This window comes from Mesorhizobium delmotii, from assembly GCF_900149755.1.
Lineage (GTDB): Bacteria > Pseudomonadota > Alphaproteobacteria > Rhizobiales > Rhizobiaceae > Mesorhizobium > Mesorhizobium delmotii.
Genome location: NZ_FUIG01000024.1, coordinates 205,880 through 229,357, shown reverse-complemented (window position 1 = coordinate 229,357; position 23,478 = coordinate 205,880). Strand labels below are relative to the sequence as shown.

The 23,478-nt window shown below is 62.0% G+C and carries 20 protein-coding genes and 1 pseudogene; 12 read left to right on the top strand and 9 right to left on the bottom strand.

Annotated features, from left to right (window positions below):
- Positions 1–30: 30 nt before the first annotated feature.
- Together BQ8482_RS15020 and BQ8482_RS15015 are read left to right on the top strand one after the other, a co-directional pair.
- Complete coding sequence (locus tag BQ8482_RS15020) at positions 31–1,218, top strand: alpha/beta hydrolase (protein ID WP_342210960.1); 1,188 nt, start codon at positions 31–33, stop codon at positions 1,216–1,218.
- Positions 1,219–1,337: 119 nt separating this feature from the next.
- A complete protein-coding gene (locus BQ8482_RS15015) occupies positions 1,338–2,039 on the top strand; it encodes a TetR/AcrR family transcriptional regulator (protein ID WP_123148345.1) in 702 nt (233 codons plus the stop codon).
- A gap of 34 nt (positions 2,040–2,073) precedes the next feature.
- On the opposite strand, the gene BQ8482_RS40570 is transcribed toward BQ8482_RS15015, so the two are convergent.
- From BQ8482_RS40570 to BQ8482_RS14990, 5 genes and pseudogenes are all read right to left on the bottom strand, one after another.
- On the bottom strand, positions 2,074–2,370 hold the full coding sequence (locus tag BQ8482_RS40570; protein ID WP_123148344.1) for a fumarylacetoacetate hydrolase family protein: 297 nt from the start codon (positions 2,368–2,370) through the stop codon (positions 2,074–2,076).
- A 12-nt stretch (positions 2,371–2,382) separates the two neighbouring features.
- Entirely contained in the window at positions 2,383–3,015 is a 633-nt protein-coding gene (locus BQ8482_RS15005; RefSeq protein WP_425294103.1) for a DUF1403 family protein, read from the bottom strand.
- A 393-nt stretch (positions 3,016–3,408) separates the two neighbouring features.
- Positions 3,409–6,591: an efflux RND transporter permease subunit gene (locus tag BQ8482_RS15000; RefSeq protein ID WP_123148343.1), complete on the bottom strand. Its 3,183-nt coding sequence runs from the start codon at positions 6,589–6,591 to the stop codon at positions 3,409–3,411.
- Positions 6,588–7,799, bottom strand: coding sequence for an efflux RND transporter periplasmic adaptor subunit (locus tag BQ8482_RS14995; protein ID WP_244602815.1), 1,212 nt, complete (start codon positions 7,797–7,799; stop codon positions 6,588–6,590). The genes BQ8482_RS15000 and BQ8482_RS14995 overlap by 4 nt, the downstream gene beginning before the upstream one ends.
- Before the next feature lie 366 nt (positions 7,800–8,165).
- A pseudogene (locus tag BQ8482_RS14990) lies at positions 8,166–8,378 on the bottom strand (SMC-Scp complex subunit ScpB); the annotation flags it as partial.
- A gap of 282 nt (positions 8,379–8,660) precedes the next feature.
- On the opposite strand from BQ8482_RS14990, the gene BQ8482_RS14985 reads away from it, so the two are divergent.
- Positions 8,661–9,683, top strand: a complete 1,023-nt coding sequence (locus BQ8482_RS14985; RefSeq protein WP_133254774.1) for an alcohol dehydrogenase catalytic domain-containing protein — start codon at positions 8,661–8,663, stop codon at positions 9,681–9,683.
- A 107-nt stretch (positions 9,684–9,790) separates the two neighbouring features.
- Here BQ8482_RS14985 and BQ8482_RS14980 read toward each other — a convergent pair whose 3' ends face one another.
- Positions 9,791–10,384, bottom strand: a complete 594-nt coding sequence (locus BQ8482_RS14980) for a TetR/AcrR family transcriptional regulator (RefSeq protein WP_123148341.1) — start codon at positions 10,382–10,384, stop codon at positions 9,791–9,793.
- Positions 10,385–10,538: 154 nt separating this feature from the next.
- Between BQ8482_RS14980 and BQ8482_RS14975 the strand changes: the two genes are divergently transcribed.
- From BQ8482_RS14975 to BQ8482_RS14945, 7 genes are all read left to right on the top strand, one after another.
- On the top strand, positions 10,539–11,711 hold the full coding sequence (locus BQ8482_RS14975; RefSeq protein WP_123148340.1) for a patatin-like phospholipase family protein: 1,173 nt from the start codon (positions 10,539–10,541) through the stop codon (positions 11,709–11,711).
- Positions 11,712–11,811: 100 nt separating this feature from the next.
- Positions 11,812–12,597 (top strand): acetoacetate decarboxylase, encoded by a 786-nt coding sequence (locus BQ8482_RS14970; protein WP_123148339.1) that lies wholly within the window; start codon positions 11,812–11,814, stop codon positions 12,595–12,597.
- A 55-nt stretch (positions 12,598–12,652) separates the two neighbouring features.
- Positions 12,653–13,408, top strand: a complete 756-nt coding sequence (locus BQ8482_RS14965) for a 3-hydroxybutyrate dehydrogenase (RefSeq protein WP_123148338.1) — start codon at positions 12,653–12,655, stop codon at positions 13,406–13,408.
- A gap of 230 nt (positions 13,409–13,638) precedes the next feature.
- Positions 13,639–14,721, top strand: coding sequence for an efflux RND transporter periplasmic adaptor subunit (locus tag BQ8482_RS14960; RefSeq protein ID WP_123148337.1), 1,083 nt, complete (start codon positions 13,639–13,641; stop codon positions 14,719–14,721).
- On the top strand, positions 14,721–17,816 hold the full coding sequence (locus tag BQ8482_RS14955) for an efflux RND transporter permease subunit (protein ID WP_280178829.1): 3,096 nt from the start codon (positions 14,721–14,723) through the stop codon (positions 17,814–17,816). The genes BQ8482_RS14960 and BQ8482_RS14955 overlap by 1 nt, the downstream gene beginning before the upstream one ends.
- Before the next feature lie 14 nt (positions 17,817–17,830).
- Positions 17,831–18,427 carry a Pycsar system effector family protein gene (locus BQ8482_RS14950; protein WP_123148335.1) on the top strand — a complete coding sequence of 199 codons (597 nt, stop codon included), beginning with the start codon at positions 17,831–17,833 and terminating at the stop codon, positions 18,425–18,427.
- A gap of 483 nt (positions 18,428–18,910) precedes the next feature.
- Positions 18,911–20,176 (top strand): calcium-binding protein, encoded by a 1,266-nt coding sequence (locus BQ8482_RS14945; RefSeq protein ID WP_244602814.1) that lies wholly within the window; start codon positions 18,911–18,913, stop codon positions 20,174–20,176.
- A 238-nt stretch (positions 20,177–20,414) separates the two neighbouring features.
- Here BQ8482_RS14945 and BQ8482_RS14940 read toward each other — a convergent pair whose 3' ends face one another.
- Both BQ8482_RS14940 and BQ8482_RS14930 read right to left on the bottom strand, forming a co-directional pair.
- Entirely contained in the window at positions 20,415–20,666 is a 252-nt protein-coding gene (locus BQ8482_RS14940; RefSeq protein WP_123148333.1) for a DUF6074 family protein, read from the bottom strand.
- A gap of 261 nt (positions 20,667–20,927) precedes the next feature.
- The gene (locus BQ8482_RS14930; protein ID WP_165848571.1) at positions 20,928–21,797 is read right to left on the bottom strand and encodes a LysR family transcriptional regulator; all 870 of its coding nucleotides are present in this window, start codon (positions 21,795–21,797) and stop codon (positions 20,928–20,930) included.
- 234 nt (positions 21,798–22,031) lie between these two features.
- Between BQ8482_RS14930 and BQ8482_RS38125 the strand changes: the two genes are divergently transcribed.
- Together BQ8482_RS38125 and BQ8482_RS14925 are read left to right on the top strand one after the other, a co-directional pair.
- Positions 22,032–22,187: a YjiS-like domain-containing protein gene (locus BQ8482_RS38125; protein WP_143747964.1), complete on the top strand. Its 156-nt coding sequence runs from the start codon at positions 22,032–22,034 to the stop codon at positions 22,185–22,187.
- 17 nt (positions 22,188–22,204) lie between these two features.
- Positions 22,205–22,393: a hypothetical protein gene (locus BQ8482_RS14925; protein WP_123148330.1), complete on the top strand. Its 189-nt coding sequence runs from the start codon at positions 22,205–22,207 to the stop codon at positions 22,391–22,393.
- Here the strand turns inward: BQ8482_RS14925 and BQ8482_RS14920 are convergent.
- Entirely contained in the window at positions 22,390–23,472 is a 1,083-nt protein-coding gene (locus BQ8482_RS14920) for an ABC transporter ATP-binding protein (RefSeq protein ID WP_123148329.1), read from the bottom strand. The genes BQ8482_RS14925 and BQ8482_RS14920 overlap by 4 nt on opposite strands.
- Positions 23,473–23,478: the final 6 nt, after the last annotated feature.

Below are 23,478 nucleotides of genomic sequence, written 5' to 3'. Positions count from 1 at the left end.
CAGCCGGGGGACCGAAGAAGCTCTCGCTTGGTGCTTGCGATTTTACTGACCATTTGCTTGTTCGCAAACGGTTGCGCGACCCGAGCGGAAAACGTGTTCCGCCCTTCCACAGTCGCCGCCAGCGAGGCCACGCAGGTCAATCTACTGGTCGCCACAACGCGCAAGCCGTCAAAGGATCCCGGCCGACTTTATTCAGGCGAGCGCGGAACGGCGATCTCGTTGGACAGCGTCACTGTCACCATACCTCCGGATCGAAACCGAAAGATCGGTCAGATCCAGTGGCCTTCACGCGTTCCCCCTGATCCCGATCGGGAGTTTGCCATGATCGGGGTCGACAAAGTCGCAACGGAAAGGCAGGTCTTCGATTGGTTCCGCAAGAACCGAAACGCAAAGCGACAGGTGCTCATTTTCGTGCACGGCTACAACAATACCTATGCCGACGCCGTGTTTCGTTTCGCTCAGATCGTCCACGACTCGGGAACTGACGCAGCGCCTATTCTCTTCGCTTGGCCATCGCGGGCCAGGGTCTTCGACTATCTCTATGATAAGGAGAGCGCCAACTACTCGCGCCGGGCGTTGGAGGACTTGATCCTCCAGGCCTCCATGAGTCCCGACGTCGACGACGTCACCATTCTTGCTCATTCGATGGGGACGTGGCTTGCCGCGGAGGCGTTACGCGGTGTCGCCATGCGCAAAAAGTCGATCCCGGCCAAGGTCAGGAATGTCGTCTTGGCGTCTCCGGATATCGACATCGACGTGTTTCGCCGTCAATTTGTCGAGATGGGGCCAAATAAGCCGCGTTTCACAATTTTCACGTCGACGCGGGACAAGGCTCTAGAGGTCTCCCGCTGGCTATCTGGTGGAATTTCGCGTGTCGGCGGTACCGATCTCACGCCATATAAGGCGGTTCTTGGTGAACTCGGAGTTGCGGTTATCGACACCAGCGCAATAGCGTCGGGAGATTCGCTGGGCCACAATGCCTTTGCCGGCAGCCCTGAGATTATCCGTTTGCTGGCACAGCGCCTGGGCGGGCAATCTGTGTCCGGAGGCGAGGCTGGGTTCGCGGATCGCTTAGCCGCGGCGGCCGGTAGTCTCGGCCGGTCGGCGACGCGCAAAACCGTTACCGTCCCAGTTGATAGCAGCGAGGCACGCAAATTGTTGAAGCGTGAGTCTACCACCTCGACCGGGCAGATCGTTGATGGTCAGATCTCGTACTAAGATATCTGTGTAGACTGTGTCAGAGTCACGATAGTCGCGATTAAAGCCAGCCAACGTAGCCTGGACGTTTTGGTCAATATGACCTAGTGTACAATCTGTTGTTGGAGATCTGATCAGCGATGGCGAAGGTCAATCCGATTCGTCGAGCCGAAATTGGGCGCGAAAAGCGCGCGCGAACCCGAGCAGAACTCGTTGCCGCGGCCAACTCGTTGTTCGCCAAGCAGGCCGTGGAATCGGTCACAGTCGACGACGTGGTCAGGGAGGCCGGCGTCGCCAAGGGAACGTTCTACGTTCACTTCGATGGTTTGGACGCTCTAACGGCGGCGGTCGCGGAGGAACTGGTCCAGTCTTTCGACGAAATGCTGCAAGCCGACCGGCTTTCCCTCGACGATCCTGCCCTTCGGATTGCGTTCGGGTGCACCTCATTCATCGACAAGGCCCTCAATGACCCTCGATGGGCCAGCCTTGTCGCCAGAATGGCGGCGGCAACCCCGAAGGGTGGCGAGCTCCTCCGCAGCCGGCTTTTCGAAGACCTGCAACAGTTCTCGAAGAGCTTCCCGGACGCCGGGGCATCCGCGGAGCTGAACCTGGAGATCGTCGTTGGGATCATGCTCCAGCTCATGCGCGCGCTCGGCGAGCGCATGCTGTCATCGCTCCATCGTGACGCGGCCATCAGCGCCATCCTGCGCGCGATAGGCCTCAATGCTCGGCAGGTGAAGTCGGTCCTTGCACGTTTGCCTGGACCTGCCGATGGCGCAGTGCCTGATGGGCCGAGGCCGCCGAAGTCTCGGCGTCCAGGTGCGGCGAGCAGCGCGGCCTGATCTTGTACTGCCGCCCTCATGCGGCGATTTTCCATTATCTGTTCGCCGAGATCGAGTGCTTTGTGGCGGCACCAGATCCTTGCGTTGATCCGGTCACCCGAGTGCGGCCGGCGCCCTTGTGTTCCAAAACGGGCGCTCGGGGCAGCAGCTGAAGCAAAGTAAGCGCTGCAAGTGCGGCGGGTGGCACACGTAGCGTGCAGCCGCCCGGCGTGACGGTCAAGAGGATATCTCCCGGAACGATGTTGGCGACGTTAGACAATTTCGAGATTGTCGCGGCAGGCCTGAACACGAGAGCGAAAGTGTTATCGCGCCGTCGTACTGTCCCCTTGATCGCGAACTGGAGCTATGTTGCCGCGATGACGGTCACCGTCCTGCGGGACATACCGGCACTCATAGCCAAAGCCGCCTCGCCGCCCAGAAGCGGTGTTGCATGGTTCCAGCCCAGCCGTTGCGCCAGCAGTGCATCCGCGAGCCAGCATCCAACGGAGCGTGGCAGGTCGCAGCGCTGGACGGCCACAAAAGCGCCGGTCAGCATCCCGACCGCGCCTTCGGTGGCCGCAAGTTGCCGAAGCTCGTCGGCCAGATCGCCCACCATCTCATCGCCGCGGGCATGGCCGAAATCTTCCAGAACTTTGGCGATACTCGCCTTGGTCAGCAGTTCCTCGGTAGGACGCAGCGCCAGCCGGCGCCAGCCTAGAAACATTCGGCCAGCGGGGCCGACATCGTCACCCGGCCGCGTCAGCAGCACCGCATCGCGCAAGGCTGCTTCGTCCTCGACGCGGCCCGCTTGCCTCACCGTCACCGCGCCGGCCGCAAGCGCCAGCCGCTGCCGCCAAGCTCCGGCCCATCGCTCTTGCCGGCGGACCACCGCATCAAGGGCACCGATGGCGGTGCCGGCTGTGATTGCAATGTCATCGACCTCTTTCCCCGCAAGGCCTTGCGCATCGGGAACGGCACGACGCAGCCAGCTCGACACCGCCGCAATGGGCGCGGCTAGACCAGCGCCGGGCAGCGTGCTGGGGTGGCGCGAGAGAGATTTGGGCCGCCTTGTTGGTGAGCATTTTTGCACTCACCTGCGGGAGACGCGCCATCGGATGCTGGCATTGATTTTAGACGGGGAACTGGAGCGCAGCCATTCGATACGAGTCGAGGCTCCGCGCGATCTGGCCGACGACCCCAGCGGCGATCGGCTCGATGCGCTTTTCTGCGCGATCCAGACGGCCTGGGCGTGGACGATGCGAAGCGAGCGATACGGCGCCGGAACATCTCGATCCGCTCGAGGGATGGATCGCCGATCCATCCCTCCGCGAGATCCAGGAACCCGCCGGTCCGGCTTCAGCCTGAACCCGGCGCCTCATCGGCTCGGCGTCTACTCGGCTGCGCCGCTCTCGGAAGCCAGGGTCGGGCCGGCTTCAGGCCGCCTGCGCCGGAATGTCCTGCGCAGAGCAACGTAGAAGACTGGCGTCAGGAAGAGGCCGAACAACGTCACGCCCAGCATGCCGGAGAACACGGCCGTGCCGAGCGATTGGCGCATTTCCGCGCCAGGCCCGCTGGCGATCACTAGCGGCACCACGCCCAGGATGAAGGCGAATGCCGTCATCAGGATCGGCCGCAGCCGCAGCCGGCAGGCCTCGACAGCCGCCTCGACGGCGTCAAGGCCGCGCTCCTCACCTTGGCGCGCGAACTCGACGATCAGGATCGCGTTCTTCGCCGCCAGGCCGATGAGCACGATCAGCCCGATCTGCACGAGGATGTTGTTGTCGAGACCGCGGAAGGCGACGCCCAAGAGGGCGGCCAGCACGCTGAGCGGGACGATAAGCACGATGGCGAAGGGCGTAATCCAGCTTTCGTATAGCGCGGCGAGCGCCAGAAAGACGAACAGAACCGACAGGCCGAAGATGAAGGTCGCCGTGTTGCCGGTCTGCCGCTCCTGGAAGGCGAGTTCAGTCCATTCGAAGGAAGTGCCCTGCGGCAGCGATTCGGCTGCGATCCCCTCCATCAGGTCGAGCGCCGTGCCCGTAGCGACACCCGGCGCTGCATTGCCCTGAAGCGGCACGGAGACATACATGTTGTAGCGTTGCACGAGCGAGGGACCGGTGACGTCGCGGATCTCGATCAGTGTGCCGAGCGGCACCAGGTCGCCGGCCGCCGAGCGCACCTTCAGCTTCAATATGTCGTCGCGATCGATGCGGAAAGCCTGGTCGGCTTGCGCCCGCACCTGGTAGACGCGACCGAAGGCATTGAAATCGTTGACATAGGCGGTGCCTAGATTGATCGACAGCGTCTCGAAGATGTTGGGGATCGGCACGTTCAGCATGCGCGCCTTGTCGCGGTCGATCGCCAGGAAGAATTGCGGGCTGGAGGCCGAGAAGGTGGTGAAGACGCCCGTCAACCCTGGCGTCTGGTTGGCCTTGCCGGCGATTTCGTTGGCCAGCGCCAGAATCGGCCGCATGTCGGCGCTGTTGCGCTCCTGGAGCATCATCTTGAAGCCGCCGGAGTTGCCGATGCCCCGCACTGGCGGCGGCGGCAGCGCGATGATGAAGGCCTCCTGGATGCTTTGCAGGCTGCCAAACAGCGTGCCGATGATCTTGTCGGAAGTATCGCCGCTCTCGAGCCGTTCCTCGAAGCTCTTGAATGGCGCGAAGATCACGCCGGAATTGCTGGCGTTGGTGAATGTCGCGCCGTTGAATCCTGCGAAGGCGACGGCGTTGGCGACACCCGGCGTCTCGCGGATGATATCCGACGCCTTCTGGATGACTGCGTCCGTTCGGGCGAGCGAAGAGCCCTCCGGCAATTGCACGACGACGATCGCATAACCCTGGTCCATGTTCGGGATGAAGCCGCGCGGCACCGTCTGCAGCATGTGATAGGTCGCGTAGAGCAGGCCTGCGAAGACGAGCAGCATGGCGGCAAGCGCCAGAGTCGTGCCGACCAGTCTGTGCACCAGCCACGCATAGCCGTCCGCCATCCTGTCGAACCCGTTGTTGAACCCGTTCGCCAGAGCGCGGCCGAACCTTGCCAGGAAGAAGTTCGAATGTTCCTCGATGTGCGGCTTGAAAAGCACGCCAGCGAGAGCCGGCGAAAGCGTCAGCGAGTTGAATGCGGAGATCGCGGTGGAGACCGCGATGGTGATGGCGAACTGCAGGTAGAACTGGCCGGAAATCCCGGGAATGAAAGCCGCCGGAACGAAGACGGAGATCAGCACCAGCGAGATCGCGAGGACCGCGTTTCCCACTTCATCCATGGTCTTGTGCGCAGCGGCGCGCGGAGCGAGCCCCAGCCGGATGTTCCGCTCGATATTTTCCACAACCACGATGGCGTCGTCGACAACGATGCCGACCGCCAGCACCAGCCCGAACAGAGTGAGCATGTTGAGCGAGAAGCCGAAGGCGAGCAGCACGGCAAGCGTGCCGATCAGCGAGACCGGTATTGCCACGATCGGCACGATCGCCATGCGCCACGACTGCAGGAACACGATGATGACGATCACCACCAGCAGGATCGCCTCGGCGATGGTGACATAGACCTCGTTGATAGATTCGGCGATGAACTCGGTCGGATTGTAGATGATCTCGTAGGCCAGCCCCTCCGGGAAATCCTCCGAAAGCTCCGCGATGGTCTCCTGGATTTCTTCCGCCGAGGCCAAGGCATTGGTGCCCGGCCGCTGGAAGATGCCGAGCGCCACCGCCGCCTTGTTGTTGAGATAGGAATTGGTGACGTAGTCCCTGGCGCCGAGCTCTATGCGCGCCACGTCCTGCAGGGAGATCAAGCGGCCGTCCTCGGTCGACTTGACTATGACGTAGCGGAAGTCGCGCGCGTCTTCGAAGCGCCCTTGCGTGGTGACCGTATACTGGAAGGCCGAGCCGTCGCCAATCGGCGGCGCGCCGATCGAGCCGCCCGACACCTGGACGTTCTGGTCGCGCAGCGCCTGGACTACGTCGCCTGCGGTCATGCCGTAGGCGGACAGCTTTTCCGGGTCGAGCCAGACGCGCAGCGAATATTCGCGCTCGCCGAAGATCTGCACGTCGCCGACGCCGTCCAGTCTCAGCAGGACGTCGCGCACGCGCGAACGCGCATAATTCGAGACGTAGAGCTGATCATATGTGTCGTCGGGCGACAGCATATGGATGACCATCATCAGGTCGGGCGAACTTTTCGCCGTGGTGATGCCGAGCCGGCGCACCTCTTCCGGCAGGCGCGCTTCGGCGATCGAGACACGGTTCTGGACCAGCACCTGCGCCGCGTCGAGATCGGTGCCGGGGCGGAAGGTGATGGTGAGCGACATCGAGCCTTCCCCGGAGGAATAGGACGACATGTAGAGCATGTGCTCGACGCCGTTGATTTCCTGTTCGATCGGCGTCGCCACGGTCGCGGCGACCGTCTCGGCGTCGGCGCCCGGATAGGAGGCGCGCACCACGATGGTCGGTGGCGCGATTTCGGGATATTGCGCGACCGAAAGCTGCGTATAGGCGATGCCGCCGACGAGCACGAGCACGATCGACAGCACCGCCGCGAAGATCGGGCGGTTGACGAAGAAATGGGCGAAGTTCATTGCGTCTGCCCTTCGGCTTCAACCTTGGGCGGCAACGTGGTCATCTCGGACTTGACGGTGACGCCCGGCCGCACTCGCACCAGCCCGTTGATTACCACGGTCTCTTCGCCGGTGAGGCCCTCGCGGATAACGCGATAGCCGTCGATGCGCGGGCCGGTGCGGACCGGCTTGGCCGAGATCAGGCCTGCCTCGTCGACAACGAAGACGATGCGGCGGTTCTGGTCGGCGCCGATCGCCTCGTCAGGCAGAAGCACGCCCGGATGCGGCAGCGAGCCGGGCACGTTGATGCGGCCGAACATGCCCGGCTGCAGCACGCCATCCTTGTTGTCGAAGCGCGCCCTGGCGCGCATCGTGCCGGTAGCTTCGTCCAGACGGTTCTCGGCGAAGTCGAGCTTGCCCTTGAACGTCGCTTCATCACGGTCGGCGACACGGACGACAACATCGACGCCGCCGGCGCCCTCCTGCATGACGCCGCCGCGCTCGCGGGCGTCGCGCGCATAAGCGAAGTAGGTCCGCTCATCGATGTCGAAATAGAAGTCGATCGGGTCGATCGAGACGATGGTGGTCAGCACGGTCTGGTCGGCCTGCACCAGATTGCCCGGCGAGATGAGCCGGCGGTCGACCCGGCCGGAAAACGGCGCCTTGATCTCGGTGAATTCGAGATCGAGACTTGCGTTTTCAAGTGCCGCCTCCGCGCCGTCCAGTTGCGCTTGGGCGGCGAGATATTCGCGGCGGCGGTCGTCCAGTGTCGAAACCGGTATGTTGCCTTCGCGCGACAGGGTCTCGGCGCGCTCGAACTGCATCTTGCTGAATTCGACCAGGGTCTTGGCCGAGTCGACCTGCGCCTGCGCCTGGTTCAGCGCCGCCTTGAACGGCCGCTGGTCGATGGTGAACAGGAGGTCGCCCTGCTTGACCAGCGTACCGTCCTGGAAATGGACCTGGTCGAGATAGCCGCCGACGCGGGAGCGCAGCGAAACCTGGTCGACGGCTTCGAAACGGCCGACGAACTCATCGTCCTCGACGATATCGCGCACCAGCGGCTTGGCTACCGTGACGACGGGCGCGGGAGGCGCTTCCTGCGCCTGTGCGTCCGGGGCCGCGAGCAAGCCGATCGCCGCGAAGGCCGCGGCGGCGAGCCATTTTGCAGGGACGTTTCTGCTGGAGGGGGCGGCCAGAGAATCGTGGCGGAGGCGTGCAGTGTGAACCATGGTTACCCCTCGTAATCGGCCGTTCATGCGAAGTCCGTAACATCTAGGCAGCGGGCGTGCCGCACAAATCAATTTTTTGAACTGACCAACACAACCGACAGCTTGCTATAGAACAAACATCGAACATCATCAGCCTTGACAAGGAAGCGGCTAACCGGAGAGCGCGAACGCACATCTCGCGTTTATCCGCTGCGTAGGCATCGCCATGCGCTCGAGCTAAAGCGGATCTGACAAGCCATTGCGCATCCCGACGTGCGGCGGTTCTGTCGGGAGGAACAGGGCCGCTCTCGCATAAAGGTCCGACCTGATTCTCATTCTGACGAGCGGCGAGGTCGCCTGGGTTCTCCGGTCCTAAATGGGGATCATCTATTCGTCGAGCGCGATGCTCGCACCACTATCGTCGATATCTTCAAATCCCGGCATGATGTCACCAGCCAGCAGCTTCTCCTTCGACAGCAGCCCGGCATCTTCAAGCGCCTCGAAATCCGGCAAATCCCGCAGCGTGTCGAGGCCGAACTCCAGCAGGAATTCTTTTGTCGTGACGTAGGTGTATGGCGCGCCTGGCGTCGGGCTGCGCTGCTTGCGGCCGAGCAGCTATTGAATTCACGCCGCTGCATAATTCATATTGACTTTTTAGTCGTTTTGACCGTACTGTACAAATATCAGCTTCGGCGGGCCTTTGCCAGACAGGAGGAAAGGCTAGTGACAAGCGTATCTCAAGCTCCAGGGTCGCACGTGCTCCGTATCCAGTGCCACGGGTTCGCAACTGCGTTGAAGATCGCCCCTCGGACGGTATGCATTCAAATCGGCGGTGTTGACGTGTGTCGGCGCCGACCTCTGCAAGGCAGGGAGGTCCAGGGCATGACATCAGGCACTGCAGCTTTGTGCCTCGGGCCTGGCGGCTCGGGCGGGTTTACAGTTCGTCAATTTACGAAGCGAAGGCCGGCGGCAGATGAAATCGAAGTCGCCGTGACCGCAGCTTCCGTCAACCCGATCGATGTGCGCCGCTCCGAAGGCTATGGCCGGAAGCTCCTATCGCTGATCGGAGCCGGCACGTTTCCGCTAGTGCTCGGCAACGACTTTGCGGGTACGGTTACGGCGGTAGGCTCCCGTGTGGCGACTTTCAAGATCGGCGATCGAGTTTACGGAGTAAAGCCTGCTTCAACCGAAGGGACCCACGCCAGCCATGTGCTGGTCAAGGCTGTCCACGTGCTGGCCGTTCCGGAAGGCCTTGACCTTCACCCGCTCGCTGCAATCCCCTACAGCTTCACAACAATGTGGCTCGCTGTACGCGGAGCGGGCCTTACCCGGGAGAACGCCCCCGGAAAGAACGTGCTGGTCCACGGTGCCGCCGGCGGACTGGGGACGTTAGCAACGCAGATGCTCTCCGCATGGGGCGCGAGAGTTACGGCGATTGCTCGGAGGTCAAACAGCAAAGTGTGTCTTGAGGCGGGTGCCACCGAAGTGGTCGAGCAAACAGACAAGTTGTTCGGCTCCCTGGGGCGTACTTTTGACGCAACTCTCAACTTCGCCACCTGGGAAGATGATCTCGCGTTGCTCGGCTGTCTCCGCGACGGTGCGCTCGGTCACGCAACCACAGTGCACCCAATGTTAGGGAATTTCGACCGGCTTGGCTGGCTGCGCGGTATGCTAAAGACAATTTCGCAAAAGAAGCATCACCGACGCGCGCTGCCCAAGGGCGCCAGCAATTACGCATGGGTCCTCTTCAAGCCGCACAAGGCAGCACTGGATGATTTGCGCCAGTTCGTCGGACACAACCATGTCAGCCTGCCGATCGGGCTGTGCAAGCCGCTCGCCGCAGCAGGCGTGGCTTTCGACCACGTCAGGAAAAGACAGCCGGGGCGCGTGCTGCTGCTGCCCTGACACCACAGTCGAGACGTTGCGACGAGGGCGCACCTCAGGCTTCCATAAGGTGCGTTGTCCATCAAAACTTGCGTCCGGCCGGGATGCTTTATCCAACACTATTCTATTCAGCGCTGGCCGAGGCCGAGAGCTCGAAGCGTCGCGTCGAGCGCTTGGCTGGTCGTTTCGGGCCGGGGACCTCGCGCAATAATTCCGCGCGTCACCTCCAGCCATATTCCAATTGCGATGTCGGCTGCCAACTCAACGTCGCGCACGCTCACTCGGCCCTGGGTAATCGCTTCCCCGATGTCCGCCTTGAGATTTGCGCGGACCCCCATGCTTGACTCAATGGGTGATTGCGAACTCTGAATGACAAGGCGGGCCCAGTCCGTATCCGCGCTCGCTCTCTCCAGGAATTTCATGAACGCGAAAGAGAGGCGCTCAATCGGATCCCGCCGCTCGAGCCTGGCAGGCGACAGCAGCTCATCAAAGCTCTGACTGAGCCCGGCCCCCACCGCAGCCGCCAGATCTCCGATGCTCTTGAAGTGATAGTAGAAGGTCCCCTTGGCAACGCCCGCAGCCTCAACGACAGCATCCACCGTGATCGCCTCGTTCGTACGCCTCCCAAGGAGCGTCGCCCCTGCCTCCACGATCTGCGCACGCGTTCGCGCCCGCTTCTCACGCCCGATCTCCGCCCTGCGCGCCAAATCGACTTTTGCCATTTAGTTCATGCCCTTTTTTGCATTGCACCATTATGCGATTCTCATATTGACTATATAGTCGTTTTGACATACTAGTGCAAATTGAAATTGAAGCCGGTCCCCATGCGGACGGCGAAGGGCCGCGAGGTCGCTCGGTGAGAAGGGAAAGCATTCGATGAACTTTCAGCCCCAAAAGGATTTCCGAACTGCGGAACGGCGCCTCCCTTTCGAATGCATTGCGTTGGTGTTGCAAGGCGGCGGTGCGCTCGGAGCCTACCAGGCCGGCGTCTACGAAGCCCTTGCGGAAGCCGACATTCATCCAGATTGGGTTGCCGGCGTCTCCATTGGAGCCATCAACTCCGCGATCATCGCTGGAAACGAGCCGGCCGAACGGGTTGCGAAGCTGCGGACCTTTTGGCGCGAGATCACCGCCAATCCTCTTCTCGACTGGGCTGTCGCCGCAGACGCTCTCGCTCCGAAGGGCAATCTGCCGCGCGCGCTCTTCAATCAATTCAGTGCAGCCTGCGCGCTCGTCGCCGGGGCCCCAGGCTTCTTCAGCCTGCGACAGCCCGTTCCCTGGTTGTACCCGAATGGCTCAATTGAAAGCACGAGCTTCTACGACACCAACCGCCTCAAGAGTACTCTGGAGCGGCTTGTGGACTTCGACCGGATCAACGCGGGCGGCATGCGTTTCAGTGTCGGCGCCGTGAACGTGCGGACAGGAAATCTCGTCTACTTCGACAATGAGACGCATACGATCCGGCCCGAGCATGTGATGGCCAGCGGCTCGCTTCCGCCCGGTTTCCCTGCGGTCGAGATCGAGGGCGAGTTCTACTGGGACGGCGGCCTCGTTTCCAACACGCCGTTGCAGTGGGTCGTCGAGCACGGGACGCGGCAGGACACGATTGCCTTCCAGGTCGACCTCTGGAGCGAGCGCGGCGAGCTTCCCCGAAATCTGGCCGACGTCGCGGCACGGCAAAAGGAAATCCAGTATTCGAGCCGAACGCGCGCCCATACCGATCAGTTCAAGCAGTACCAGCGCGCCCGACACACGCTCGCGAACCTTCTGGCAAAACTGCCCGCGGACCTTTTGGGTAGCGAGGAGGCGAGAATGCTGAGCTCAATTGCAGACCACAAGGTCTACAAGCTGGTCCATCTGATCTACGGCTCGAAGCAGTATGAAACCCACTCGAAGGACTACGAATTCTCGCGGCTGTCCATGGAAGAGCATTGGCGGGCTGGTTACTTCGACGCTTTGCGCACTTTGCGCCATCCAGAGGCGCTCCGTCGGCCGGACAATCAGGACGGGGTTAGCACCTATGACCTTGCTGCCGACGCGCAGGAATAGAGGTCAGTCACCGCAAAAAGACTGACGTCCCCGTCGCGGGGCCACCCTGGTCCTTCTGAACACAAGCGAACCGCTTGATCCAGCCCAAAGGAATTCAGACATGCAGCAAGACACTGTCCGGGCGAGCGCTTTCGCCATGCCCCTGACCAGCCCGGCCTATCCGGCCGGTCCGTATCGCTTCCGAAATCGGGAGTATCTGATCATCACCTATCGCACCGATCCGCAGAAACTGCGCGACCTCGTGCCGGAGCCGCTTCAGGTGCGCGAGCCTCTCGTGAAATTCGAGTTCATTCGCATGCCGGACTCGACCGGCTTCGGCGACTACACGGAAAGCGGGCAAGTCATTCCGGTCACGTTCCGCGGACGCAAGGGCAGCTACACCCATTGCATGTTTCTCAACGACCATCCGCCGATTGCCGGCGGGCGCGAGCTGTGGGGCTTTCCCAAGAAGCTCGCAAGTCCGACTCTTCGGACCGAAACCGACACTCTGGTGGGCACGCTCGACTACGGCCCGGTCCGCGTCGCGACTGGTACCATGGGCTACAAGCACCGAGCCGCGGACCTCGCGAGCGTAAAGGCCTCGCTCGCCGAACCGAACTTCCTCCTCAAAATCATTCCGCATGTCGACGGCACGCCGCGCATCTGTGAGCTCGTGGAATATCACTTGGAGGACGTCGAGCTCAGAGGTGCGTGGACTGGTCCGGCAGCCCTGAACCTCTGGTCCCACGCCCTGGCCCCAGTCGCCGAGCTGCCGGTGCTGGAAGTCGTTTCGGCGGTTCACATCGTCGCCGATCTCACGCTCGCGCTCGGGAAGGTCGTCCACGACTACCTCGCGGAAGCCGAGCCTCACTATCGGAAAGGAAGAACCCATGTATTCGCAGAATGAAATTTCATCTTACAAGCACGCTAGCGGGGGTGGCCGGGTTCTCGACAAGGTGGCGATGATCACCGGAGCCGCGAGCGGCATCGGCAAAGAGATTGCGCTCATATTCGCTCGCGAGGGGGCAAGAGTGGTCATTGCGGATCTTGATCACAGCGCGGCGCAAAAGGCCGCGTCCGAGATCGATCCGATGGGCAAACGTGCGCTCGGGGTTGGCATGGATGTCAGCAACGAGGAGCAGGTGGAAAGCGGAATCGCGCAGGCGATCGAAACCTTCGGGCGCCTCGACATCCTGGTCAGCAACGCCGGCGTCCAGATCGTGGCGCCGCTTGTCGAGTTCGAGTTCGAGAAATGGAAGAAGTTGCTTTCCATCCATTTGGACGGAGCCTTCCTGACCACCCGTGCCGCCTTGCGGCAGATGTACAGGCAGAAGAGCGGCAGCATCATCTACATGGGATCCGTGCACTCCAAGGAGGCGTCACCGCTCAAGGCGCCCTACGTCACCGCCAAACATGGCCTCGTTGGCCTGGCGAAGGTCGTGGCCAAGGAAGGTGCCGCGCACGGCGTGCGCGCCAACGTGATCTGCCCCGGCTTTGTGCGCACGCCGCTGGTCGACAAACAGATCCCGGAGCAGGCGCGCGAGCTTGGGATCTCCGAGGCGGACGTGATCAAGACCATGATGCTGAAAGAGACGGTCGACGGCGAGTTCACGACCGTCCAGGACGTTGCGGAAGCAGCGCTGTTCCTGGCAGCCTTCCCATCGAACGCGCTGACTGGCCAGTCGATGGTGGTCAGCCATGGATGGTTCATGCAGTAGCGGGTTCGGAGACGCGCGTCTTATCGCGCGCGATCTCCCTCTTTCTGTAGGATCAATCTTAGCTACTGGTCACCCCTTTTTGCATTGCACGATTGCACAATTCTCATATTGACTATATGGTCGATTTGACATATAAGTTCAAAATGAGATCGAGCCTCGGCCGCTAGGCCGGAGTTCCTTCATCAATCATCAGTTCCCTGCAACCTCGATCCTTTCGAGCGGAGGCTTTTATGCGCCTATCGTACGGCAAATTCCTTTGTGTCTGTCTCGCCGGCCTTTGTCTTGCCGGCTGTTCCGAAGAGGAGAAGGCAGCATTAGCAGCACCGCGGCAGGCGCGGGCAGTGGTGGTGACCCCTCACAAGCTCGCCACGGTGGCGGAGGGCGCCGGTCGCGTCCAGTCGCGTTATGTCAGCGAGGTCGGCTTCGAGGTCGGCGGCCGAGTCATCTCGCGCGATGTCGACATAGGCGCCATCGTCAAGAAAGGTCAGAAGCTCGCTGAGCTCAGTGCCGTCGATTACCGCAACAAGGTGACCGCCGCAGAGGCGGATCTCACGGCGGCCAAGGCCGCACTCGTACAGGCCGTGGCCCAGGAGGAACGCTTCCGCATTCTGCTCGGCAAGGGCTTTGCCACACGTTCGCAGTACGATGAGGCGCTGAAGTCGTTGCAGAGCGCACAAGCTGCCGTCAAGGCGGCCGAAGCCAATCTCCGGATCGTTGAAAACCAGCTCGGCTACACGCAGCTGCTTGCGCCCGACGACGGCATTGTGACGGCGGCTGGCGCGGACCCTGGTCAGGTCGTGGCCGCGGGCCAGATGGTCGTCGAGATCTCCCGCAATGACGCGCGCGAGGCGGTCTTCGCTGTTGCCGGCGAAGACATCGCCGGGGCAGAGCTCGGCATGGCGGTGAACATTTCGATCCAGGGCCGGCCGGACGTCGCGGTCACCGGCACTATCCGCGAGATTTCCCCCGAGGCCGATAGCACGACCGGCACCTATCAGGTGAAGGTGGCACTGGCTTCGCCGCCGCCAGAGATGCGGCTGGGCGCAGTCGTCATAGGTCGCGTCGAAAGCGAAGGAGGCCAGGAGGTCACTACGCTACCCCCGACCGCGCTGCTGCAGTCCGGAGAGGAGCCGCAGGTCTGGGTGATTGGCGGTGACGGCAAGGTGCAGCGCCGGAACGTCCAGCTGCTTCAATTCGATACAGACTCCGTCGTCGTCAGCCACGGGCTGTCGGCAGGAGAGAAGGTCGTGACCGCCGGCGTTAATTCGCTGGCAGACGGTGAGTTGGTGAACGCTGAGACGGAGGTCGAGTGATGACACGCTTCAATCTTTCGGAATGGGCCGTCCACAACCGGGCCATCGTCGTATTCCTCATGCTCGTCTGCGTCATCGGCGGCATCAGCGCTTACGAGAGGCTCGGCCGGCAGGAGGATCCGGATTTCACCGTGCAAACCATGGTGGTCCAGGCGGTTTGGCCCGGGGCCACCGCGGCCGATATGCTCACACAGGTGACCGACAGGCTCGAGAAGAAGCTCGAGGAGACTCCCCAGCTCGATTATATCAAGAGCTACACCAAACCCGGCCAGGCGACCATTTTCGTTTACCTCAAGGAGTCGACGCCCAAGCGCGAGCTCGACGACATCTGGTACCAGGTCCGCAAGAAGGTCAGTGACGTCCAGGCGACGCTTCCCCCTGGCGTGGTCGGCCCCTTCTTCAACGACGAGTTTGGCGACGTATTCGGCATCATCTACGGAATCACCTTCGACGGCTTCTCGCCGCGCGAGGCGCGAGACTTCGCCGAGACGGCGCGGACCGAGTTCCTGCGTTCGTCCGACGTCGGCAAGGTCGAGATTTTTGGCGACCAGGACGAAAAGGTTTATCTCAGCTTCTCACCCCAGAAGCTCGCCAATCTTAAGCTCAGCCTCGACGAAGTGCTGACGGCGATCGCTCGGCAGAACGCGGTTGTGCCTTCCGGCGTCATCAACACGCCGGACGAAAACATGCTCGTCGACGTTACCGGCTCGCTACTTAAGCCCCAGAGCATTGCCGGCCTCAACCTCTGGATCGATGGACGGTTCTACAAACTCACCGACATCGCCAAGGTTCAGCGCGGCTACAGTGACCCGCCCACGAAGATGTTCCGCGTCAACGGCAAGCCGGCCATCGGCATCGGCGTGAACATGCGCGAGGGCGGCAACAACCTCGAATTCGGCGAAGGCCTGCACGAAGCGGCCGCGCGTCTAATGCAACGTTTTCCCGTGGGCATTGAGCTCAACCTGGTTTCGGACCAGCCCGAGGTCGTGCGCGAAGCTATCGGTGAATTCACCAAGGCGCTGTTCGAGGCGATCGTCATCGTGCTCGCTGTCAGCTTCCTCAGCCTCGGCTTCAGGGCCGGGCTCGTGGTCGCCTTGTCGATCCCGCTGGTGCTCGCCATCGTCTTTATCGCCATGGATGCGATGGGCATCAGCCTGCAGCGCATCTCGCTCGGCGCGCTCATCATCGCGCTCGGCCTACTGGTCGATGATGCGATGATCACCATCGAAATGATGATCTCGAAGATCGAGGAAGGCATGGAAAAAGTTAAGGCGGCTACATTCGCCTATACTTCTACCGCCTTCCCCATGTTATCGGGAACTCTGATCACGATCCTCGGCTTCCTGCCAATAGGCTTCGCCGACAACAACACCGGACAGTATACGTTTTCGCTGTTTGCCGTCATTGCGGTTGCGCTCGTGGCCTCCTGGTTCGTGGCCGTGATCTTCGCGCCGGTAATCGGGCTGTCCCTGCTGCCTTCTCACATGAAGGCGCATGGCACTCATGGGCCGGGCCGCTTCATGCGCGCTTTCATTGGCTTGCTCGGCTTCAGCATGCGGCACCGCTGGCTTACCATCGCCGCCTCGCTTGCCGCCTTCGGCGCCTCCCTGTACGGCATGGGTTTCGTGCAGCAGCAGTTCTTCCCGGCGTCGAACCGGCCCGAGCTTGTGGTGACGATGACGCTGCCGAAGAATGCCTCGATCGCGGCGACCGAAACGGAGACGAAGCGGCTGGAAGAGACGCTTGCCAGCGACCCCGACATCGCCGGCTTCTCTTCCTATGTGGGCGGCGGCGCCATCCGCTTCTACTTGCCGCTCGACGTCCAGCTCGACAACGACTTCATGGCGGAAACCGTGGTGGTCGCGAAGGATCTCGAGGCGCGGGACCGCGTTCAGGCGAAGCTCGAGACGCTGTTTGCCGACAGCTTCCCGAACGTGAGGGCCCGCATCTCGCGCCTGGAACTCGGGCCGCCGGTCGGCTGGCCGGTGCAATACCGGGTGAGCGCGCCGACGACCGACGAAGCGAGGGAGCACGCGGAGGAACTCGCAAAGATACTGCGGTCATCCGGACTCGTGCGCAACGTCAACTACGACTGGGCTGAGAAGAACAAGGAACTGCGCATCGTGGTCGATCAGGATCGCGTGCGTCAGGCTGGCCTAAGCTCCGAACAGCTCGCCCAGGCGCTCGACCGCGTGCTCACCGGCTCGACGGTCACTCAGCTGCGCGACTCGATCTATCTGGTCGATGTCGTGGCCCGGGCCGAAAACAGCGAGCGCGCAAGCGTTGAGGCCTTACGCAATCTCCAGATCCCCACTCCGACAGGCGCCTCGGTGCCCCTGCGCGAACTTGCCGAGTTCCAGTACGGTCTCGACGAGGGCTATGTCTGGCGTCGCGGCCGCCTGCCCACCATCACAGTCCAGGCGGAACCGTTGCCGGGGCTGCAGCCCGCCTCCGTTCACGAGCGACTCGCAGGCGCGGTCGAAGAGTACACCAAGTCACTGCCGGCCGGCACTCTGCTAGAAACTGGCGGCACGGTCGAGAAGAGCGGCCAAAGCAACGCCGCTCTGCTGGCCCAGTTTCCGCTGATGATCACGTTGATGCTGACCGTACTCATCGTGCAGCTCGGCAGCTTCCGCCAGATGGCTATGGTGATCAGCGTAGCGCCGCTCGGTCTCATCGGGGTCGCAATCGCGCTGCTAACCACGAGTACGCCTATGGGCTTCATCGCCATCCTCGGGATCATCGCACTTGCAGGAATGATCATCCGCAACTCGGTGATCCTCGTCGATCAAATCGAGCACGAGCGGGCGCGCGGGATCGATCCCTGGAAGGCGGTGATCGACGCGACCACGCACAGGTTCCGGCCGATCATGCTGACCGCGGCTGCGGCCATCCTTGGCATGATCCCGATCATGCATGACGTGTTCTGGGGGCCGATGGCCTACGCCATTGTCGGCGGGCTCGCCGTCGCGACGGTGCTGACGCTCGTCTTCCTCCCGGCCCTTTATGTCGCGGTCAACGGCATTCGGGAAAAGCATGAACCGGCAGCAGCGCCTGACGTTCCGGCAATGCCCATTCTCGTCCCCCAGCATTGAGAAAGGGGCTTGCCATGCAGGAAACGCCATCTCTTGTCGACCGCCTTCTGCTATCGGATGCCGTCATGTACGCCGGACCAAGTGAGACCACACGCGACTATGCTGACAAGATGTTGCTCGCCGCACTTCAGGAAGCACAAACTGTGGCGCGCTCCTACGACAACAAGGCGCAAATCGTTGGCGTGGGTTACATCCTCGCTCTCAACCTTGTGCTGCGCTTCGGCGATCTTTTGCCGACACATGCGCCGATCGGGCCGCTGTTCTATGCGGTCGTTTGGGGGATCGTCATCATGCCGATCTTTCAGTTCGGCCAGGTGCTCTATCCGAGCCGGACACGCGCGGAGAGGGAATTCAATGGCAAGACGTCTGATGGTTCCAAGGTCCCACCGGTGTACTATGTCGACCCCAGCTACTTTGCCGATGTCCGTGACCTGATGCACCAAGTCTTGAGGTCGGACTGGACCTCTGTTCTGGCCACCGAACTGCTGAAAACGTCACGCGTCAGGATCATAAAGCAGGCACGCTTCCAACGCGGCCTGATGATGACGGTCGTGTCTTTCATCGTGCTGGGAGGCGAGCAGTTTTTGCGCAGCGTCGCCGTCGTTCAATGAGAAAGTGTAGCGGGACGAAGTCCCAGAGAATGGTGAAGGCCACCCGAGTTTTGTCGGCGGAAAGCCCCCGCTCCTCCATCCAATCAGACAGTTGGGCATGACCACTCCGCGCCCGAGAAACAGAATTAACCACATTCGAAGAAGGCGAAGGGCGGTTGGGTTTGTCACCGATCCGTCTCGCGTAACATGTTACTGTTGGAATTGGGGGCATCCGCAGCACCTCCAGGCGCAAAGGCAAGGAAGATGCCGACCTTAAGCAATGGCAGTGAACTCATCGTATGGAACGAACCCGAGAATCCCAATCCGACCTCTGACTCGGTCCTTTTCAGCATTACGGAAACAGACGGCGACGTAATCGGACCGATAGGCGCAAAGCCGGATTTCCCTTTCGGTGGGGTCGAACTGGCTTCGGTCGATGTCTTCGACGGCTTCTTCACCATCACCAGCTTCACCCACGAGGGCAGGACCGAAACCTGGACGACAGTGGAAACGCAGGTCTTCGACAACGAAGGCAATTTTCTCCGCACCGTGTCCGACCAGGCGGCCTTCCAGTCGGTCCGGATCGTCTCGATCAGCGCCGACAGCCCCGACGACCTCACGGTGACATGGATCGGGGCGAACGAATATTTCGGCGGCGAAAACACCCAATACGGTCAGCACCAGATCATCTTGAAAGGGGGCGTGCTTCAGTCCGACACCTTCGTTAATCACGCGCCCACCGTTGCCGACCTGGACTTGTCGATTTCGCAGGCGCAATCTCTCGACGACGTCAAGTTCAGCGCGACAGATGCCGACTACGATCTCTTGAACTTTATCGTCTTGGACGGGCCGGACAGCGGCACGCTGGAGCAGGAGACGAGTTTCGACGGTAACTACTACCCGTTTCACCAGGGTCATTATGGCACTACCCTGCACTATCATGCGGATTTTCTGAGCGGAAACCTGTTCGACTACACACCGGAGGCCGGCTTCATCGGCACCGACAGCTTTACGGTTTACGCTACGGACGGCCAGGGCAACAGCAATGTGGCGACGATTACGATCACCGTCACTCCGCCGGCCGAATCCATTACCCTGACCGACGCCAAAAACATCGCGAGCTACGCAAGCCATGATCATGCCGTGCTCGTCGCCGCGCTGGGCGGCGGCGACCGCATCAGCGGCACCCCGTTCAACGATACGCTCGACGGCGGTGCCGGCCACGACCAGTTGTTCGGCGGCGCCGGCGCCGACGACATCATTGGAGGCGCGGGCACCGATTGGCTGAAGGGCGGCGCTGGCGATGACGAGATCAGCGGTGGTGAGGGCGCAGACGGCGTCCGCGGTGACACCGGCGACGACGTCCTCGACGGCGGCGCCGGCTCCGACGACATGCGAGGTGGTGCTGGCGACGACATCCTCAATGGCGGCGCCGGCCGCGACCGGCTGGCCGGCGACGCGGGCAGGAATGTCTTCGTGTTCGACGCACTTGGGCCGGCGAACTACGACAGGATAGAAGACTTCAATGCGCTCGACGATGTGTTCTGGCTGGACAGCTCCGCATTCGTCGGGCTGTCGGCCGGCTCGCTTTCCGCTGCGGTTTTCGTCGTCGGCAAGCACGCCATCGATGATAACGACCACATCATTTACGACGAGCAGACCGGCGATCTGCTGTTCGATGTGGACGGGGCAGGAGGAGCGGCGACTGTCAAGTTTGCCGCCCTGGACCCGAGCACATTCCTCACAGTGGACGACTTCTTCGTGTCATAGGCGCGCATGGTGGGGCGCAGCTACATAGACCGGGCGTGATCGCGCCCATGCGCAGGATTTCCCTCCCCATTGCGCAGTAAGGGGCGTCAGGGCTCATCCGAGCCCTTGATGCTGGTGTCTGCAACGGTGAGGCATGATTTCGACGAACGCGGCTATCTTTTCATCCGCATTGAGAAACCTTGCATTTGACGGATGCGGTGGTGCCACGCGGCAATCCATCGTCGTGAGCCAGCCGATGCTATTGTGCTAGTTTCGCCGCACTGCGGGTGGCTATATCATCCAAGACAGCATGAAGAAGCGCTCCGACTTCCTGTTCGGCCAGCCCGGGTGCAATTCCTGATTCGGATAGTTGAACGAGAATTGCCTTGGCGGTGCTGCGCCAGAAGGCGTTCGCGTCCTCCCCGTTCTTGGATTCCAGGACCAGGGCGATCCCTTCGACCAATTTCCGTCGCCGATGCAGCGGAAATGCGCTTATGTTTGAATCGCACATCGATCACCTCACCCCTTCAGTCGCGCGAATAAGCATTGGCGGGTTAGAAAATTTGGTTAACAGCGCTCTTTTTGACGGTGGTCAGCAATGGAACAAAGCGTCCGCTGGGCTCGATGGTCGGTGCCGCGAATAGCGGCTGGACGCAGCGGCATGGCGAGTTCGAGTCCCTGTTGAAGTATTACGGCCTAGGCCTGACGGCGCAGGAGTCCGGCATGAGTGCCAGCATGCGGCTCAGCTGGCGGCCGATCGACGCCTGAGGGCTTACCGGATCGGCGTCTCGCCGCGAAACAGCGGCTGGTGCGCCCGCATCAAGGCGGTAATCCGGTCGGCGACTTTTCGTACCGGCGGGGAGTGACGTTCCTCGTGATGAGTGACGATCCATTGGTCGGTTTCGAGTTCGGGGATAGGCTGCGCGACGCGAACCAGCCGCGGATCGCTGTCACCGACGAAGCACGGAAAGATCGAAAGGCCGGCGCCGGCGGCCACCAGTTCGCGCACCGAATGGGTGTTGTTGCCGCGCACGGCGATGCGGTCGCCGTGATGGGCTCGCAGCCAGCGCGCCGAGGCAATATTTGCCCCTTCGCCGGTGACGCCGACGAACAACCCGGCGGCGATGCCGTTGATCAGGTGGCGTCCGGAATAAATGGCGTGGGCGACCTTGCCGCTCTGACGGCCGGCCAGCCACTGCTCGGTCGGGCGCTCGCTGCGGATGCCGATGTCGGCGGCACGGCGGCCGATGTCGACGCGGTCGGTGGTGGTGACGAGTTCCACCCTTATGCCGTCATCGACCGTCCAGATCTCGCCGATATGGGCGGAAACGAAGGCTGAGGTCCATGGCCCGGCCGAGACGCGGACAATGCGGTCGGGCAGGTTTCCCTCGCGCCAGCGGGTCAGCGACTGCATTGCTGCCTCGACGTCTTCGGCGCGCCGCAGCAGTTCTTCACCGACCGGGGTCAGCCGGTAGCCTGTCTGCTGACGCACAAACAGCGGTTCGCCGATCTGTTTTTCGAGCGCGGTAACGCGTCGTCCAAGGGTGGCTGCGCTGAGGCGCGTGGTTCCCGTCGCTGCGCTCAAGCCACCCAGGCGCGCAACGTCGAGAAACAACCTCAGATCGTCCCAGTCGATGTCCATTTTGCAGAAATGAAAAACTCCTTGCGACCGTGGCTGTAGCGCGAAGCGGGCATCACGCGCAAGTATCCAGGCATTGGAGGCGTTGGACAATCCTGCTTGGCGGGACAGTGACAGGCGCCTCGGCTGGCCAACAAGCCAGCGCAATCCTTTCGATCGCGCAGCGCTTCGCGCAGATGCTTTGCGCTTTCGACCAACCCAAGCGCGCGGGCATTCTGCGCGCCAAAGGAGACGATCATGTTGTATAAACTTCGACACCGTTTCGCCCGCTGGCTTGCCTATCGCCAGACGCTTGCGAGCTTGAGGCAGGCCCCAGACAGCACACTGGCGGATGCTGGCATTTCTCGCGAAGAGATCCGCGAGCATGCCCGCCACGCCAGCCTGCGTCGTTGAGATAATGGAGGCGGGGCATGCAGATGATGGAGCTTTGGAATGGCCGCTCGATACCGCGCATCGGGATCGGCACCTGGGCGGCGGGTGGCGCCGCCCGCTGCCGCGATACCGCGACCATCTATGGCGAGGCAGCGCCTGCAGCGGACGTCGCGCTGCGGCATATCATGCCGGGACGCGCCATCCCAGACGGGTTAACCGACTTCTAACTCACAGCGATGCGCAGGCCGGTGTCATCGAAAAGATGCAGATGGCTGGTGTCGAACTTCAGATCCACCGTGTCGCCTGAAGTCACCGGGCATTGTCCGGGGACAACTGCAAGCATGGTCTGGCCGCCGCTTGTCTTGGTGTGGACGATCGTCTCGGAGCCGAGGGCTTCCACCAGCGCGACGCGGGCCGCAACATCTCCCTGGCCGGCATCGGCGAGGCTGATGTGATGTGGCCGCAGCCCGAGCGTCACGTCGCCATTGGCCGCGCTGACAATCCCGTCGATCTCGAATCCAGCTGAACCGTCCAGCGTGAGGCTTGACCGGCCAGTGCCCCCGGGTGCCACCTTTACCGGCAGGAGGTTCATACGCGGTGCACCGATGAAACCGGCGACGAACAGATTGGCCGGATGATTGTAGAGGTCGAGCGGCGTGCCAATCTGCTCGATGCGGCCGGCGCGCAGCACGACGATGCGGTCGGCAAGCGTCATCGCCTCGATCTGGTCGTGCGTGACATAGACCATCGTCGCCGACAGCCGCTCGTGCAGGGCGGCCAGTTCGGCGCGTGTCGAGATGCGCAGTTCGGCGTCGAGATTGGACAGCGGCTCGTCAAGCAGGAAAGCGGTTGGATTGCGCACGATGGCGCGGCCGATCGCGACGCGCTGGCGCTGGCCGCCGGAGAGCTGGCCGGGGCGCCGGTCGAGATACGGCGCGATTTCCAGCATCCGCGCGGCTTCGGCGATGCGCGCATCGATTTCGGCACGCGCCATACGGGCGTTCTCCAGTCCGAAGGCCAGGTTCTGGCGCACGCTCATGTGCGGGTAAAGCGCGTAGGATTGGAATACCATCGCCAATCCCCTGTCGGCGGCCGGAACGGTGGTCACGTCCTTGCCATCGATCGCGATGGCGCCGCCTGTCGGCAGATCAAGCCCGGCGATGAGCCGCAGCAGCGTGGACTTGCCGCAGCCGGAGGGGCCGACGAAGACGATCAGCTCACCGTCAAGGATATCGAGATTTATGTCGTGCAGCACGCCGATCTTGCCGAATGCCCTTGATACGTCGGTGAGTGTGATCTGGCTCATGGTAGC